The sequence below is a fragment of the Rhodanobacter sp. MP7CTX1 genome, from assembly GCF_014205795.1.
GTDB lineage: Bacteria > Pseudomonadota > Gammaproteobacteria > Xanthomonadales > Rhodanobacteraceae > Rhodanobacter.
On record NZ_JACHCN010000008.1, the window covers coordinates 1 to 16,409 of the forward strand.

A 16,409-nucleotide genomic window follows, 5' to 3' on the forward strand; every position below is an offset into this window, starting at 1 on the left:
AAACGGCCGGTCAAATCGTCATTTTGGCGCAGCCATGCCGAAGTTTCCGCACGGCATATGGACGGCCGTTTCAGCCTCAATAGATCAGAGCATCCCTAGGCGAGATGGACAAACTTGTGCCGTGGGAAGTATTGCTGGCATTGGTGTTGATAGCAAATAAAGTTGTTTCCTAGGAACTGCCTAACTCGTTGAATCTATTTTGATGCTCCGAAGCTCTAAACGCTCAAAGTTCTATCCTTGTTCGGCACTTCCCAGCTTTCGGCTCAGAACAAAGTCTTTTCCAGGAAAAATACCCCTGCGGCCACAATACTGCGGCTTGCCACTTCGCTAGCGGCTATCAAGTCTTCCCCTTGGTCGCGACCATGAAATCACGCAGATGGGTTGTGGACGCTATTTGGTACCACTCGCCCCAAGTGAGGAGCGATAAATTTCACCGACCTGAATGGCACGATCTTGCGCGCCCCTTCCCGGCGTAATTGCTTGATAGTTGAACAAATAGTCCATCAAGGTGTTGGTTTTGTTGTGAGAGCCGGAAATGGTCAACAGGTTGTTGACCATTTCGGCTAGGCAGAGCACCTAAGTCCAGTTGGGCAGCAGGCTACTGCGCAATTTCACGTAAGCCGGAGCATCGTCAAGACTAGCAGGCTGTTGAGAAACTCCGGAGCGTCGTCGCGGTCATAGTTTGCCTCAATCGCAGAGCTTTCGACCCGATGCGCCGTCCCGACGTCCAGCAGCTTGGCATGTTCTCTTATGTATCCGTGGAAGATCGCGTGCCGAGCGATCATCCGATCCGCAAACTTCGCGTGCTGGTGGATAGCATCCTGGGTGAGCTCGACGGCGTGCTGGCCGCGCGTTATGCCGAAGGCGGCCGCCCGTCGATTCCGCCGGAACGCCTGCTGCGCGCCTCGTTGCTGCAGGTGGTCTACAGCGTGCGCAGTGAGCGGCTGCTGATGGAGCAACTGGACTACAACCTGCTGTTCCGCTGGTTCGTCGGCCTCAACGTAGATGATCCGGTGTGGGATCACTCGACGTTTTCGTTCAATCGCGAACGGCTGTTTGATGAAGCGATTGCCCAATAGTTCTTCGAGCACACCGTGCTCCTGGCGCGGATGCGCGAGCTGGTCAGCGATGAACATTTTTCGGTGGACGGCACGCTTCTGGAAGCGTGGGCCTCGCACAAGAGTTTCCGGCCGCGGGGAGGCAGCGGTGATGACGGGGACGATTTCCACGGCGAGAAGCGCAGCAACGACACGCACGTCTCTGCCACCGATCCGGACGCGCGGCTGATCCGCAAAGGCAAAGGCAAGGAAGCGAAGTTGAGCTATCTGGCCAATGCCCTGATGGAGAATCGCCACGGCTTGCTGGTGGCAGTGGACGTGCGCCACGCTAGCGGCACCGGCGAGCGCGAAGGTGCGCTGGATCTGCTGACGGCCGCTGGCGTGAAGGTCGGCGCCACGCTCGGCGCGGACAAAGGCTACGACACGCAGGACTTCGTCGCGGCACTGAAACAACGCGGCATCCGACCCCACATCGCCCGCCACACCAAGGGACGGCGCAGCGCCATCGACGGACGTGCCGCGCGAGACAAGGGGTATGCGACGAGCTTGCGGATTCGCAAACGCATCGAGCAGAGCTTCGGCTGGATCAAGACCATCGGCGGGTTGCGCAAACTGCCGTTGGTGGCAATGTCCAAAGTCCGTGGCTGGGTGACGTGGACGTTTGCGGCATACAACCTGATCCGGCTCGGCGGCATCGGTGAGTGGTGGGAGCCGTCGCCGACGTGAACGACGACGGGAGACGTGCGCCTGCGGGCTGGAAAGTAGGTAACAGCGGCCGCCTTGCACTGCCCATTTCATAGATTGCATCTATGACGGCAACCCCGTAGGGGGCATTCTCAACAGCCTGCTAAGAAGCGACAGATGATCGGAACGTAAAGGACTTGGTGCGACCCAGGAATTCGGTAGTTAGCAAGTGTTTCAGTGGATGCCTCATCGGCGGAAAATGGGCGGTGTCGACAGGGAAGGAAGAGCAGGACGCCAATGGCACGTACGCCAGGCACGTAAGAAAGGGCATCAAGGGAATACCAAAGAATTAGGAATTGGCGGTCAAGCCAGAGTTGAAAGAACTCAGGCCGTGGAGACCGGCTTGACCGCCAAGATGTACACCACTTACTCCCCTGGAGTGGTCATGGAGAGTCACTTCGCAGGATGCGAAATAGCCTGGTGCCGCAATTTCGATCGTGAGCGCCAGGCAAAAAAGCAGGTCGCTCCTCCCCCAGCGCCTGTTTGCCACGTCGTGAGATGAAGCGTGTCGAAGGTCCGCGAGGACTGCGGAGAAAGTTTAAGGCCCAAGGATAGGGCCTTTCGGCATTTGAGCGTGCTTAGCGGCCCGTTACGGCTCCGCGACATACCGCTCGATTGACCTTGCGCTGTCTTCCACCACACGGTAGATCGGCGCCCACGTACCTATTTGATATAAGTTCTTCAGCCTGCACCGGGCCTAAATCAAGCGCGGCCTTCTCGGCAGAACACCGTACCCGTGAAAGCTCACGTTTTGTACCTGATCGTATCCCGCACTCACTGCTACACATTTCGATGCCATTTGGCGCGTCCCGCGACACATCCGGGATACGTCGCTGCGGTTTCCTATGCACACCGGTCGTCTTCTACATTTCGGGCCAATGGCCTCCCACCAAGAAGCCCCAAACATGTCCTCTCGCCTTAATGTTGTCTACACACCAACGCCCTCACCACTGGCGGACGCGATGGTCGATCGTACAGTCATGACAATCGACTTTGACGCGACGGACTACCCAAGTGTGAACGATCTAAGCTGTATCGCGATTTATCAATCCGCGATGGTAATGAAGGCTGCTATGAAGATTGATCCAGACCTTGGAAGCGTTCTGGACTGGTTCGAGAACGACATCATCGCCGAGTTCGGTGAAACACCGCTAAGCATGGTCTTGCAGGGCAGGTACGTGCAGGTCATTCTGTTCCTTGACCGTTGCAGCCGCGTAGAGTCATCAATTCACCTCACGCCGGAAATTTATCGGCTCGATTGAGCATGCGGCATTGATTTACCGAACAAAGCCTTGGCCCGGTTGTTGGAGGTTTGTGGTCGAGGCACGTAGGCGGTGGTGCCGGTTTCTTCGCACGTTACGATCTCCTCACCGCTGAAGTAACCGCGATCTGCGACTATCTCCAGCTGTTCGACCTGCAAGGCGGTGCGTGCGCGCTGCGCCATCACCGCCTGCTGGCTGCGATCGTGGCCGACGTTGGTGATCTGGTGATCTGGTGGTCGGCGATCAGGTGATGCTGCGCATCCACCACCGTCTGCACGTTGTAGCCGACGGTGCCGGTACCCTTGCCGCTAGTGGCCATTGATCGTGCATTCGGCATCTGCTTTTCGAGCACGGCCTCGACCTCGTGCGCCAACGGGGGGCTTCGTTGATCTAATCGACGTCGATCACGGCGTGCGGACCACGAGCTCCGACGGTTGGGACGACGAAGCCATGGGTACCTAACTAATGTGTCCGAAAAAGCCGGGCGACCTCGAACCCAATTGGTCAGCAACCTGCTGACCAAATTGTGCAGCAGGCTACTTCCAGCTCAGTGAGAGCCGGAGGGCATGGGAGGCACTTGATGGTTGGCTGCGGCGTCAGCTGCGTTGCCTGATATGACGGCAGGCCAAGACGCGACAGCGGCGAACGAGTTGTTACGCCGAGGCGGGTTGGCGGAGAGGAGTGCGTGACACTCGGCGCGCAGCGGGCATGGCCCGTGGTGGAATGCCGGGGCCACCCACATGAACGAAGCGTTCCCCAAGGCCTTCTTCGACGGCAAGGGACAGGTCTGTATGACCGACCTGTGCCGTCATCTTCAGCGTCTGGCGTGAACCGCCGTATGCGGAGCCGCACGTACGGTGGCGTGGAAGGAGGCCGAGTGACCGGCTCCCTACCCGATTAGGGTTTGGCTACCGAGATCGACGGCTGGGAGTTCTTCATCACCGGACACACTTTGCGCCACCGATGGAGACGGCTAGGTCAACACTGCTTACTCCGTTGCTTGCGCAAGCCGAGGCAAAGAGCGCTGTAGCGCTTCAATCAACTTCGGCATGGATATTGGCTTGCTCAAATAGTCGTCAACCCCTGCCGCCAGACAAGCACGGCGATCCTTCTCCATGGCGTCAGCAGTGAAAGCCACGATGCGCGGTCGACGCTCCGGAGGATAGCTGGCAAGGATGATTCGCGTCGCTTCGAGTCCATCCATGTCCGGCATTTGCACATCCATCAGGACGAGATCGTAAAACTCTCGTCCCACGGCAGCGACAGCTTCCCTGCCGTTAACGACATAGTCCGCGTTATAGCCCAGTCGATGGAGTGCTGCCATTACCACCTTTTGATTCAGAGGATTGTCCTCGGCGACCAATATTCGAAGCGGATGCCGCTTAGCCATGTCGCCGTCAAGCGCAGACTCGGACCTCGCGGGCACTTTTATCAAGGCCACGCCGAGGTTTTCGACAATGACTGCATACAGAAGTGCCGGCTTGATGGGTTTGGTGAGATAGTTAGCAATGACAACCCCCTTGGCCGCCGCTTCTTTCTTGGCCTCAGGAACCGAACTCAGGATGATGATAGGCAGTTTCGGCGATAGCTTGTTCAGTTGCCCAGCCAACTGGATACCCGTCATTCCCGGCATCTGGTAGTCGAGAATCGCGATGTCGTACGAAGAATTCGTCTTGAATTTTTCCAGCGCTTCAACAGAGTTATCGAGAAGGGTCACTCGCATGCCCCAGCTCCTGGCGTATTGGTCGATGATCTTGAGGTTGGTCGCGTTGTCGTCGACGATCAATGCGTGCCGATCACGCAACAGCCCGTCCACATGAATTTCCCGTCCGTGCTTGCTTGCTGCAGTCGGTTGAGCGCGCACACTGAACTCGAACGTAGAGCCATGTCCCAGTTCGCTGCGCACGGTGATGGTCCCGCCCATCAACTCAACAAGCCGCTTCGAAATGACTAGCCCGAGCCCTGTCCCCCCATATAGCCGCGTAGACGAAGCGTCCGCTTGGCTAAATGCTTGAAAAAGACGACTCATGCGATCGGGAGGTATGCCGATGCCAGTATCCCTAACAGCGAATTTCAACTCGACGTTCTCGGCATCGATGCGGTGAGAAACAACGGTCAATACTACTTCGCCGCGTTCAGTGAACTTGATGGCATTGCCCACTAGATTTAATAAGACCTGCCGCAAGCGCGCGAGGTCGCCGACAATGGCTTCAGGAACGCTGTCCCCGACGGTGTAGGCCAGATCCACTCCTTTTTCGTCCGCCTTAGGCGCAAGCACGTCCAAAGCCTCCTCGATACAGTCACGCAGAGTGAAGGCTGCCCGCTCGATTTCCAGCATGCCACTTTCAATTTTCGAGTAGTCCAGAATATCGTTGATCAGGGTGAGAAGGTGCTCACCACTGGAATGGATCGTTTGAACAAAGTCGCGCTGTTGTGCATCCAGCTTGGTGTCGAGTAACAGGCTCGTCATGCCGATCACCCCATTCATCGGCGTGCGGATCTCGTGGCTCATATTGGCGAGAAATTCGCTTTTGACACGGTCCGACTGCTCGGCCAGGCGTGTGACGGCAGTCTGTTCGGCCAGTCGCGCATCAAAGACGGAGATCAATAGTGCCGTCGCCAGGAATAATAAGGTGAAAACGCCGATGGTCAGCGCCAGCCATCCGTTCTGGATGCCGCCAGATGAACCGTAGCAAATAGTAGAGGGATCGAATCGCGAGGCCCACATCCCCGTAAAGTGCATGCCGACGATGGCCGCGCCCATCACCATCGCGCTACCTCCTTTGCGCCAGAAGCCCGCTTGAAGCGACTGTCCGCGCAACCGAAACGAGATCCACAGCGCAGCGATGGACGCGGCGATCGCAACAGCAAGAGAAGCTGAAAAAAGAAGAGGGTCGTAGGTTGGGAACGGCATTACTTCCATCGCGGCCATGCCGGTGTAGTGCATGGCCGCGATACCCACGCCCATCAATATGCCTGCGAGGACAAGCCGACGCCAGCTCAGATCCTCCCGACTCACCGTATAGAGCGCAAATGCCGAGACGCCTATCGCGATGCCGAGTGAAAACGCGGTTACCTCAACGTTGTAGGACACGCTGATCGGCAAACTGAATGCCAGCATGCCAATAAAATGCATTGCCCAGATCCCTCCCCCCATCGAAAGTGCACCGCCGACGAGCCAGTATTTGGCCGCTGGACGACCGCGCGAGGCCGATACTCGCGAGGCCATATGCAGAGCGACGAAGGACGCGAGAATGGCCACCAGGTAAGACAGCACGACAAGCCATGGGTCGTAGCTCTTGATCATGTAATGGTCCTCAAATTTTCAAGCAGGCCGGTTCCCGGAATGTAGTCTGGCGTTTTAGCGCGGACAACGCGTCATCCCCAACTCAGGTTTGATAGACGACGCACCGACGCCCGGAGTCCTTCGCCCGATACAGGCGCTGGTCCGCGCATTGAACGAGCTCGTCCTGAGCATGCCCATCCTCCGGATACACGGCGATGCCAGCGCTGAAACTCGCATGGAACATTGTTCCGTCTTTTGCGTTGAATTCGAATTGAACAAACTCCTCCAGGGCACGCTCGACGGCAGCCTTGGCCGTTTCTCCGTCCAGTTGAGGAAGCGCAAGAATGAATTCTTCCCCGCCCCACCGGCCACGAAGGTCTTGCGGACGAAAACGATCGGCCAGGAGAGCACCCAGTTGTGTCAGAACGGCGTCGCCTATCAGATGGCCATAGGTGTCATTGACCGCTTTGAACTTATCCAGGTCTAGAAGCACCAAGGCCATGGTTGCATCGGCGCGCTCGCACTGGCGCAGACATGAACTGAATGACTCGCTAAACCGTCGGCGCGTAAAGAGACCAGTTAGTGCGTCACGATCACCACGTTCGCGCAAGAGCCGCACGCGCTCCAGTCGGGCACGTATCCGGGCTTTGAGTTCGATTGCCACCACGGGCTTGGGGATGTAGTCGTCGCCGCCCACCTCGAATGCCGCGATACGACTCGCGGGGTCAGTTCGTGCCGTAAGGAATAGTATGGACAGGTCCTGCCAGCGCGGTTGGTAACGCAGTGCCCGACAAAGGTCAAAACCGCTGACAATGGGAAGATTGACGTCCAGCAGCAAAAGCTCGGCATTCTCGCGCGCCAATACCTCCTGCAGTAGGGACGAATCGGTGACGTGAGTAACGCTCATCCCGGCCTCCTCCAGAATCGAGCGCGTCAGGTGTGAAAACTCGATGTCGTCATCGAGTAGCACGACCCTGGGTTGAGTCAACCGGTGATTGGAGAGCGCCTCGTTTGTTGCCAAAACGGTCGCCTCCGGCGTCGGCAGACCACCTAGAAGGTCCGAGGCGCCCAGGTGAACGGCAGCCGCTTTCTCTGCCAGGCTGACCGTATCGGAGATAAGCACGATCGGTAGCGGGATTCCACCCGTGATGGCGCGCAACTGGCGAGCCAGATCCGCTCCACTGAGCGCTCCACTCAAATGCAGGTCGATGACAGCAGCGTCGGTCGGGCGCAGGCGGTACTCATGCAGGGCCTGCGCCGTGCTGGTTGCGCCGATCACCCGAAATCCTTGGGTTTTGCCCAGAGCGCTCATCCCCTCTATGAATTGAGAACGATCGTCGACGACGAGTACGAGGATGCTCGATGCCTGACCAGTTGATTCAACGGGGAACGGAATTTCTTCAAGCATGGCGTGCTGCACGTTGGCCAGGAGATCGCTCACACGGCCCGTCGATAAGGATTCCTTGTGTTGTGCCCTCCCGGCCCAGACGCGCAGTTCCTCTTCCAGCAGCGCACAATTGCTACTGACCGCGTGGTATCCGTAGGACCCTGCCGTGCCCCTCAGACGGTGCGCCTGACTGATCGCTTCCTTTTGTGCCCCCTCGTCCTCCTGGAATCGACGCAGCACCTCTATCGAAGCCGTCAATGCCGCTATCTTGCCGGGAAGCTCCTGGCCGTATTTATCCCGAAGCTCACCAAGTCCGTCGTCGCCGTCGGAATAAGCTTCCGTCTCATCGGCGTTCTGGGTCTCGAACAAGTTGTCAACCATGTCTGCGAAGGCCAGAGGAACAACAGGCTTGTACGCAACCCTGGCAACGCCAAGCTCCTTTACAAGACGGTGATAGGTGGCGAAATCATTCCAGGTTCCCGTTACGAACATAATGGGCACTCGATTCCCCGCGGACCGCTGAGCTGCGATCCAATCGCGCCCATCCTGGTCGGGTAGATGCCCATCAACGATAAGCAGGTCGAACTCACTGTCAGCGACCAACACGCTCGCCGCCGCGCAATTGTCAGCCTCCAACACACGGTAACCACGTTCGACAAGCGGCCCCTTCACGAGTGCCCGAAAGTCAGCCTCATCGTCCAGAAGCAGGATAGTTGCAGGCATTTACTCTCTTCCCTGTATGGTGTGGGTAATGCCGATTTTTCACCGGTTGTATGCGTCCCTGGCGTGTACTATGCGCCAATGACAGCCCGGTTGCTCTGTTGCTATCGATATTTCCGTCTTTATAGCCGGGAGGAAAGATGAAAGTCATACAGCGAGCGCTGATTGATCTTCAGGAAATCGGAGGGGATGCCTTTGTCGGCGAGTGCATTGAACTATTCCTTTCGAGCGCGCCAACAAAGCTAACCGACGCCAAGGATGCAGCGGAGAAGGGTGACGTAAAGACGGCCATACGTGCGGCACATACGCTTAAGTCGACAGCCGCTCAACTTGGATTGGAGAAGCTGAGCGCACTATGCAGCGAGATGGAGATGCTGGGAAACGCCGGCGATATGGCTGGTTTGTTGCGGCTTCTCGCCGATGCCGAGAATGAATTGGTCTGGGCTGAACGCGCGATCAGCCGCGTTTTCGCTGTGAATTTCTGATGTTGCCGTTGCCATCCAGCTTGCCAGCAACCGCTTTGTCTTTTTCGATGGCGCACACATGAAAGTGCTGCTCGTAGACGATGAGCCCGACATGCTTTTAATCGTCGACATGGCGCTACGCAAGATTGGTGGTTACGAGACAGTTCAAGTGCAGAATCCGCTGCACGTGCTTGAGATTGCCAAGCGAGAGCGGCCCGATGTCATATTGATGGATGTCTTTATGGCGGCCATGGATGGCCCCCAGGTGTTGGCTCTTCTTGCTGCGGAACCCGATACTTGCGCTATCCCGGTGATCTTTCTTACCGGTAGCGCCAGTCCCGAGGAAGCGAGACGACTTATAGAAATGGGTGCAAGAGGTGTTATTGCGAAACCCACCGGCCCACGGTCGATGGTTGAGCAATTTCGCAGCATACTCAAAACTGACCAGATGGATTCAACCACGAAGTGCGACGTTTGAAGGACGCGAAAAAGACCTCGCTCGGCGTCTTGAATCTCGACATCCTGCGCCCTCCACCTCAGGCTAGTTGTCGCCTCGTTTGATTTCTTAAACCATAATGGGAGGCGCCAGCGAGCGAGAGTATGAAATGGGTATCGGCTGCGTGCGACTTTTCGTGAGGCCTCTGCCTTGGGTGGTAACTGACGTACCAGTCGACCTTAAGCGGCCAAAATGGACCGAAATTGCGCACCGGTAGCTTCGGGATGCAGTAGCACTAATCGTGCCCCGGCCTGCTTACGTGCGGCGGGCAGACAACACTGGCCATCCGCGGTGATCACGACCAGAGGCGTGCAAGCCCGTGTGTCCAGCGGTCGACAATAGACTCGGCCATGATTTGGTCCGCCAGCAATAATGTAGTCGACGAACGTATCCATAAAGGCTTGCTCGATGAGGGGACGGCAAGCAATAAGCAAGCACGACCCGCACCAGTCGACCCTTACTTCTCGTGCGGTGCATCACGGTTTGGAAGCAGCAAACTCAACAATCGGACCTCAGACTCTCATTCAAGGCCAGCTACGGGTCGACCGTAGAACCTGCGGCTTAAGGTTTTCCATGTTTTCATGGTTGGCGCGCTGAGCAGGCACCTGCACGGGACGAGTAGGTGTCTTACGACTTGTGAATCTGTCTGGCGCATCGTCGGACAAGTCGAGAGCGACAACTCAAACCACACCGTTTCCCCTGCGGAGTGACCCTGCACTTAATTGATTAAGGGCAAGCCGAGCTCTCCCCTCTTGAGGCGTACAATTAAGGTGTGCAAGGAGGCTTGCAACCCTGCTTGATCGACCAGGCCATGGAACAGCCGCGCGATCATCCGCCTCCGGGGATAGCGCCATGCCTTCCACCGAGCATCCGATCAACTATGACAGTACATCCACAGATCCCTTTGTGCTGGAGGGGACGCACTGGATCGAATCTCTCAGTGACGGTACCAGGGTATTGATACGCCCGCTCCGCACGGAGGATCGCGAGCGCGAGAAGGACTTCGTCAATCGTCTATCACCTGGCTCGCGTCACGACCGCTTTCTGGGCGCTTTTAAGGAAGCGAGCCCGGCATTGCTCGATCAGTCGATAGATATCGACCATCTGTATCAGATGGCTTTCGTCGCCCTGGCGCACGACAAAGACAAGCTACGCGAAGTCGGCGTCAGTCGCTATAGCGCGACCGACGACGATACGCATTGCGAGTGCGCCGTCACAGTGGCTGACGACTGGTGCCAACGCGGCCTGGGTGTTCTGCTGATGAAGCATTTGATCGGTCTTGCACGCAGAAACGGCTACAAGGAAATGTTCTCGATCGATACCGCTGCCAACGAGTCGATGCGTGACCTGGCCGGGGATCTCGGCTTCCGCCGTCAACAAGATCCGGAGGATTCCACTCAGGTCATCCATACCCTGGATCTGTGATCGAACCATTCTCTTGAGAGCGCACACCATGTCCATGCATGCTGAAAAGCTTCACACCATTTCGGATGACGATCGGGCCGACGCACTTCCGCGGCTTGCGCGGCTGAATGACATCATGATCCTGGCGACTTCAGGTGCCCCGTGGAGTCCTGCCGTAACGGCGGGGATATCGCTTGCGGCATGTTGGCATCACTGGATGCGCAGTTGGCGGCTGCTCAATTTTCACGACCGTCGCCACGTTCCTGGATTAGTGTGAGCTCGCTCAACAGCGCGACGAATGTTTCGCGGGCAGCGCGATAGGCTGGATGCATAGGCCCATCGATCGAGGCTTCACCCATTGCAAGATGGCTTTCAAGCAATGCTTCGGAAACCCACTCGACGTCACGCAGATAGCGCGCGCAGCTAATCTCCGCGTGCCGTTTCCATAACATAGGATCGGCTGGGAGAGCGGCAAATTGCTCCTCCCAAAGCAGGATTCCCGCGAGCACACCTGCCGCTGTCTTCGGATGTGACGCGTCGATGCGCAGGTTGGAGTGCGGAAGCCATTCGCGCAATGTATCGACAGGCATGGGTCGAGCTAGTGCATAGCCTTGCCCGAGATCTGCTCCAAGAACCAAGGCCGCCTCAATCAGGCCGGCCGTCTCGAGGCCTTCCATCACCACCTCCAGACCAAGATCGTGCCCAAGGCGTATCAGCTGCCTGATAAACCGCAGCGTACGAAGCGGATCTTCAGCAACTTGCAAGACGATGGCCTTATCGATTTTCACGCGATCAAACGGCCACTGACGCAGACGAATCAATGAGCTGTATCCCGCACCCAAATCGTCTTCGACAAGTCGAACGCCAAGTGCCTTCAGCGCCTGTGTGCCGGCCATCGTCAACGGTGATGTGTAGTCCGTGCCAACCGGCGACTCGAGTATCTCCAGTAGCAGCATCCTCGAAGGACATTCACTCGCGGCCAGGATATCCGCTGCGACGTTGGCGTAATCGAGGTTATCCAGCGCCACCGCGGGCGCATTCACAGACATGTCGAGCGCGTAGCCGGCATGAGCAAGGACCTTCCTGCACGCAATGGCTTGCGTTAGCACTGCGCGGAAAAGATGGAGCAGATCACGATCCCCTAAAGCCGGTAGAAATCTGCCTGGCAAGAGCAACGTTCCGTCGCGCTCGCGTAGTCGAGCTAGTGCTTCGAACTCTGTGACATGCCCGACAGCGAGTCTGACCACTGGCTGATAGTGCACTTCCATAGCGTCCGTCACGACCATCGTTCGCCACGCCTCACGCACAACAAAGGGCAGCAGCTCCGTGCCTGGCCGTGGAGGCGCGATACGAGCGAGTGCGAGATCGAGCACGGTTTTGATCTGCTCCACGAAGGCTTGTTGATCGTCGCTCTGGAATCCCCCAGCGTACTGACTGTAGAGCGCAAGCACCGCCGTCGGTCTATGCGGCATTGGACACAATGGCACGGCGGCACTGGAAGTAATCCCGATGGATAGCGCCACTTCACGCCAGCTCGCCATGGCGGGATCGCTTCCCATGTGTGTGCACCACTGAATCGTACCTTCGCGCCACGCACGACCGCTCGGACCGCGGCCATCCGCATTAGCGGGGGTTACGCGAATTGGCGAAGCTTCCCCCCTTGCGATCGCACGAAAATAGCTCGCAAAGGCTTCACCAGCGACGGCCTCGAAGGTAAGTTTTCCCGACGCATCGGGGCGGCCCACGGAGCAGGCGGCGATTTCCTCATGAGCGACCAGGATATCGACTGCGCCCTGGATAAGTTCGAGGTAGCTGTCGGCCGACCATGCAAGCCTATTAAGCTTGGCGAGAACCGCGACGCGACGACGTTGCAGCTCTCGCATGCTTTCCAACTGCCATTGCCTATCCAACGCCAATCGCTGCAAAACAATGCTCAAAGGTCGCTGGTCGCTATTCGCATTCGACTGCTTGAAGGTATTGGCGAACAAATCGCGAAGCTGTTCGATAGCTTCCAGCAGGCCGACCTCTTCGACGCCGCAGGCCGCAAAGAAAAAGCCCAACCGGCGTGCATGAGTCTCTTGAAAGGTCAGTTCAAGATCGGGCCGCAGCAAAACAAGCAGATGCCACGAGATACGACGTTTGACGAAATCCACGTCATCAGCCGGAAGACTGCCGAGAAGCCTGGCAACACTCTCGCTAACCCAGAGCGCGGTGTAGAAGCTATCCACCAATGCTGGAACCCTCGGCTTTATCGAAATGGACCAGGGCTCTAACAAGATTGATGCGAGCTCCCCATACGGAGATTGCGGATATCCGACGTCCCCCCGGTTTTGAGTAGCACAGCGATTTGGAGTCCAATCCCTCAACCCAAGGAGATTGGACGTGAAGAAGCGGTTTACCGAAGAACAGATCATTGGCTTCTTGCGTGAAGCGGAAGCCGGCATGCCGGTGAAGGAGCTATGCCGCCGGCACGGCTTCAGCGAGGCCTCGTACTACCTGTGGCGCAGCAAGTTTGGAGGGATGAGCGTGCCCGATGCCAAGCGCCTGAAGGAGCTGGAGACGGAGAACGCGCGGCTGAAGAAGTTGCTCGCCGAGCACGTGCTCGAGAACGAGGTCATCAAGGAAGCGTTGCGAAAAAAGTGGTGAGCGCACCGGCTCGACGCGAGTTGGTGCGGCACATAGTGGACAAGGGCTTGAGCGAACGCCGGTCGCTGGCGATCGTGGGCATGAGTGCCAGTGCGTATCGCTACGAGACACGCCCGGATGGTAACGAGGATCTTCGACAACGGATCGTGGCCCTGGCACAGCGGCACAAGCGCTACGGCGTGGGGATGATCTACCTGAAGCTTCGACAGGAGGGACTGCGGGTGAACTACAAACGCGTGGAGCGTCTGTACCAGGAAGCGAAGCTGCAGGTGCGTCGGCGCAAGCGGAAGAAAGTGCCAGTAGCTGAGCGGCAACCGCTGTTGCGGCCGTCGGCACCCAACGAGGTATGGTCGATGGATTTCGTGTTTGATCGCACGGCGGATGCTCGTGTCATCAAGTGCCTAACCGTGGTCGACGATGCCACCCACGAGGCAGTCGTTATCGAGGTTGAACGGGCGATCTCCGGCATGGGCCTAACGCGCGTGCTGGATCGTCTTGCGCTCAGTCGCGGCCTGCCCAAAGTCATTCGCAGCGACAACGGCAAAGAGTTCTGCGGCAAGGCCATGGTCACCTGGGCACACGAACGTGGCGTGCAGCTTCGTCTGATCGAACCAGGCAAGCCCAACCAGAACGCTTATATCGAATCGTTCAATGGCCGCTTTCGCGATGAATGCCTCAACGAGCACTGGTTTCCCAACCTGTTACACGCACGCACCGAGATCGAAAGCTGGCGTCGGGAATACAACGAGGAACGACCCAAGAAAGCACTCGGCGGACTGACGCCTGCTGCCTATGCAAAACAGTTACAGTAATCCCGGACTCTAATTCGCTCCGCTACTGAAAGCGGGGGGACGTCGTATCCGTCGTGATCGATGGCAGTTCCGTTAGTGCCTTCCGTTGGCGATTGCACCGACCACCACTTGGCGCGGTCGCGCTTGCGCGACTTAACGTGGTACATCGCCTGGTCTGCACGCCTGAGAAGTTGTTCACCACTGGACTTCGTGTGGTTTGCCGACAACGCAATGCCGAGGCTTGCCGACAATTGGAAGACCGCATCGTCGATGACCATGGGCTTGTGCAACTCACTCCATATACGCGCGAGTTGTGGCTCCAGATCCTGCTCCCGCTCGAGATTCTCGAATACCAGCACGAATTCGTCCCCGCCCAGGCGCGCCACGTAGTCCTCGGAACGAAGTGAGTGACGCAAACGCGCAGCAACCTCCGTCAAAATACGGTCGCCGGTCGCGTGACCGTAGCGATCATTGATGGGTTTAAAATCATCCAAGTCCAGTAGACCAAGAGCCACCAGATGCCGGCGTCGGCGCCGCTCAACTTTCATGAGAACGCTGTCAAGGTGATGGTCAAGCGCACGTCGATTGGGAAGGTCCGTCATCACATCGTGCAATGCCAGGTATGTCTGGCGCTCTTTCTCCAGGAGCATGGCGCGACGTTGTTCATGTTGTCTAAGGGCAAGGCCGGTTGCGTCGGCGATCTCATCGAGCAATCTGCACATCTCAGCATCGAAAGCATCCGGCTCTCTGGTGACAATCGCAAAAACGCCTGCAGGTTTCCGCATCGACCTCTTTTCGCTGGTCGCCCCCCCCAAAAAGAGGCCGGCAAGCAACGGCACCCATCTGCGCGAGGGGTTCCTTGCGCCATGCAATGGACACGTCTGGCTGGCGGCACGGATGGACCCGAATAACGGCCACCCCCCCCCCATAAAGGCGCGTGTGGGGGTGAAAATGGTCGGGCCTTCGCTGAAAATGGGAGGCCGTGGCAGCAGATGCATGGCATCTGCCATAGGTCCGACAAGGGCGACCCGGCACAGTAGAGGGTCATTGCCGTCAACGGCATAAACATCGACCGCCGCCGCCCCGGCGATCTCCACGAGTGCCTGCGCCAGTGTTCGGTAAACTGCCTCCGGATTCGGCTGATCCAGCAGCGCCCGCTGGATCGTGCGCTGCGCGTCGCGATACCGACTCATTCTGAGATTTCGTTCAAGCAGTCCCTGCTCGTCCCAGAAGCGTGCAAGCTCGTCGACCAGTCGCTGCGCCCAGTCGACCAGCTCATCGCTCAACACCGGACCGGTTTCACTGGAATAAGCCGCCAACACCAGTTGGCCACCGTCAGCCGTTCTGGATGCGGCCACAATGCAGGAACCTAGTCCGTAGTGCTGCGCAGCTTCCCGCCATGTGGCGAACTCTGGCGCATCGATAGATACCGCTCGCGCCCGCTCCTCGCGGAGAACGATGCCTACAGGGCCGCGACCCCCTTGAGCGTTCTCGTCAGCGCTGAGCCGAAGTGACGATGCGTAGTGGGCGGCTGACCCTGCCGCTGCTTCGACGTCAACTTCAAGGCGGTCAGGCTCACGCCGTCCGATCCAGACCAAGGGGATGCCCATGCGCGACGCAAGCACCCTGGCAATCTCGACCATGGCAAGCCCGCGGTCATACCCGGGTGCCGCATGGAGAAGCGTCAAGGTCTCCGCCACGCTGCGGTAGAAGCGTTCGCGAAGCTCGCCACGTAACTGTCGCAAACTCACTATCCCGTCCTACTGAAGCGGGCGGTGTGTGTCAGATATTGAACCGGCTCGGCCGATCGATACAACTGCAAAATATTTCTTCTGGTGACCAACTCGACAAGCTGAGTTGGGCTATGTGTGCCGCGCTGCGCGCGACTTTGCTGCGGCTGAGGCACAGCGCTCTGAGCAGCGGCAATGCCGTTGAGTGCCACAAGGCAGAGTCCAGGCACAAAGCTAACGCGCTTCAACATATCGATCCCCTTTCTATGCCTCGGTCACTTGGATACTGATGCAAAAGCTTTGCCAAGCTTCCTCAGATAATGACGGGTTGTTCAGGGCCGGCTGGCGCGCATCGCATAAGCGGCTATAGCGGCAATGAAGGTCGGCACCGGGCGGCTAACCCTGCTAGGTCAACGCAATC

At 57.8% G+C, this 16,409-nt stretch carries 8 protein-coding genes and 3 pseudogenes; 6 read left to right on the top strand and 5 right to left on the bottom strand.

The genetic code is table 11. The features are described 5' to 3' along the window. The first annotated feature begins 710 nt into the window (after positions 1-710). Together HDE77_RS11370 and HDE77_RS11375 are read left to right on the top strand one after the other, a co-directional pair. Positions 711-1,784: pseudogene (locus HDE77_RS11370) on the top strand (IS5 family transposase). 923 nt (positions 1,785-2,707) lie between these two features. Then, positions 2,708-3,064 carry a hypothetical protein gene (locus HDE77_RS11375; protein WP_184417458.1) on the top strand — a complete coding sequence of 119 codons (357 nt, stop codon included), beginning with the start codon at positions 2,708-2,710 and terminating at the stop codon, positions 3,062-3,064. Positions 3,065-3,108: 44 nt separating this feature from the next. Here HDE77_RS11375 and HDE77_RS20535 read toward each other — a convergent pair. The 3 genes and pseudogenes from HDE77_RS20535 to HDE77_RS11395 all read right to left on the bottom strand — a co-directional run. Further along, positions 3,109-3,398: pseudogene (locus HDE77_RS20535) on the bottom strand (transposase); the annotation flags it as partial. A 654-nt stretch (positions 3,399-4,052) separates the two neighbouring features. Further along, a complete protein-coding gene (locus HDE77_RS11390) occupies positions 4,053-6,371 on the bottom strand; it encodes a response regulator (protein WP_184417461.1) in 2,319 nt (772 codons plus the stop codon). Between the two features lie 82 nt (positions 6,372-6,453). After that, positions 6,454-8,460: a response regulator gene (locus HDE77_RS11395; RefSeq protein ID WP_184417462.1), complete on the bottom strand. Its 2,007-nt coding sequence runs from the start codon at positions 8,458-8,460 to the stop codon at positions 6,454-6,456. A gap of 137 nt (positions 8,461-8,597) precedes the next feature. Between HDE77_RS11395 and HDE77_RS11400 the strand changes: the two genes are divergently transcribed. The 3 genes from HDE77_RS11400 (at position 8,598) to HDE77_RS11410 (ending at position 10,842) form a co-directional block, all read left to right on the top strand. Beyond that, a complete protein-coding gene (locus HDE77_RS11400; protein WP_184417463.1) occupies positions 8,598-8,942 on the top strand; it encodes an Hpt domain-containing protein in 345 nt (114 codons plus the stop codon). Positions 8,943-9,000: 58 nt separating this feature from the next. Next, the gene (locus HDE77_RS11405; protein WP_184417464.1) at positions 9,001-9,399 is read left to right on the top strand and encodes a response regulator; all 399 of its coding nucleotides are present in this window, start codon (positions 9,001-9,003) and stop codon (positions 9,397-9,399) included. An 870-nt stretch (positions 9,400-10,269) separates the two neighbouring features. Beyond that, on the top strand, positions 10,270-10,842 hold the full coding sequence (locus HDE77_RS11410; RefSeq protein WP_184417465.1) for a GNAT family N-acetyltransferase: 573 nt from the start codon (positions 10,270-10,272) through the stop codon (positions 10,840-10,842). Positions 10,843-11,057: 215 nt separating this feature from the next. Here the strand turns inward: HDE77_RS11410 and HDE77_RS11415 are convergent, their stop codons facing one another. Beyond that, a complete protein-coding gene (locus HDE77_RS11415; protein ID WP_343206100.1) occupies positions 11,058-13,049 on the bottom strand; it encodes an EAL domain-containing protein in 1,992 nt (663 codons plus the stop codon). Between the two features lie 154 nt (positions 13,050-13,203). Here HDE77_RS11415 and HDE77_RS11420 point away from each other — a divergent pair. After that, positions 13,204-14,279, top strand: a pseudogene (locus HDE77_RS11420) (IS3 family transposase). Here HDE77_RS11420 and HDE77_RS11425 read toward each other — a convergent pair. After that, the gene (locus HDE77_RS11425) at positions 14,258-16,009 is read right to left on the bottom strand and encodes a sensor domain-containing diguanylate cyclase (protein WP_343206101.1); all 1,752 of its coding nucleotides are present in this window, start codon (positions 16,007-16,009) and stop codon (positions 14,258-14,260) included. The pseudogene HDE77_RS11420 and the gene HDE77_RS11425 overlap by 22 nt on opposite strands. Positions 16,010-16,409 lie beyond the last annotated feature (400 nt).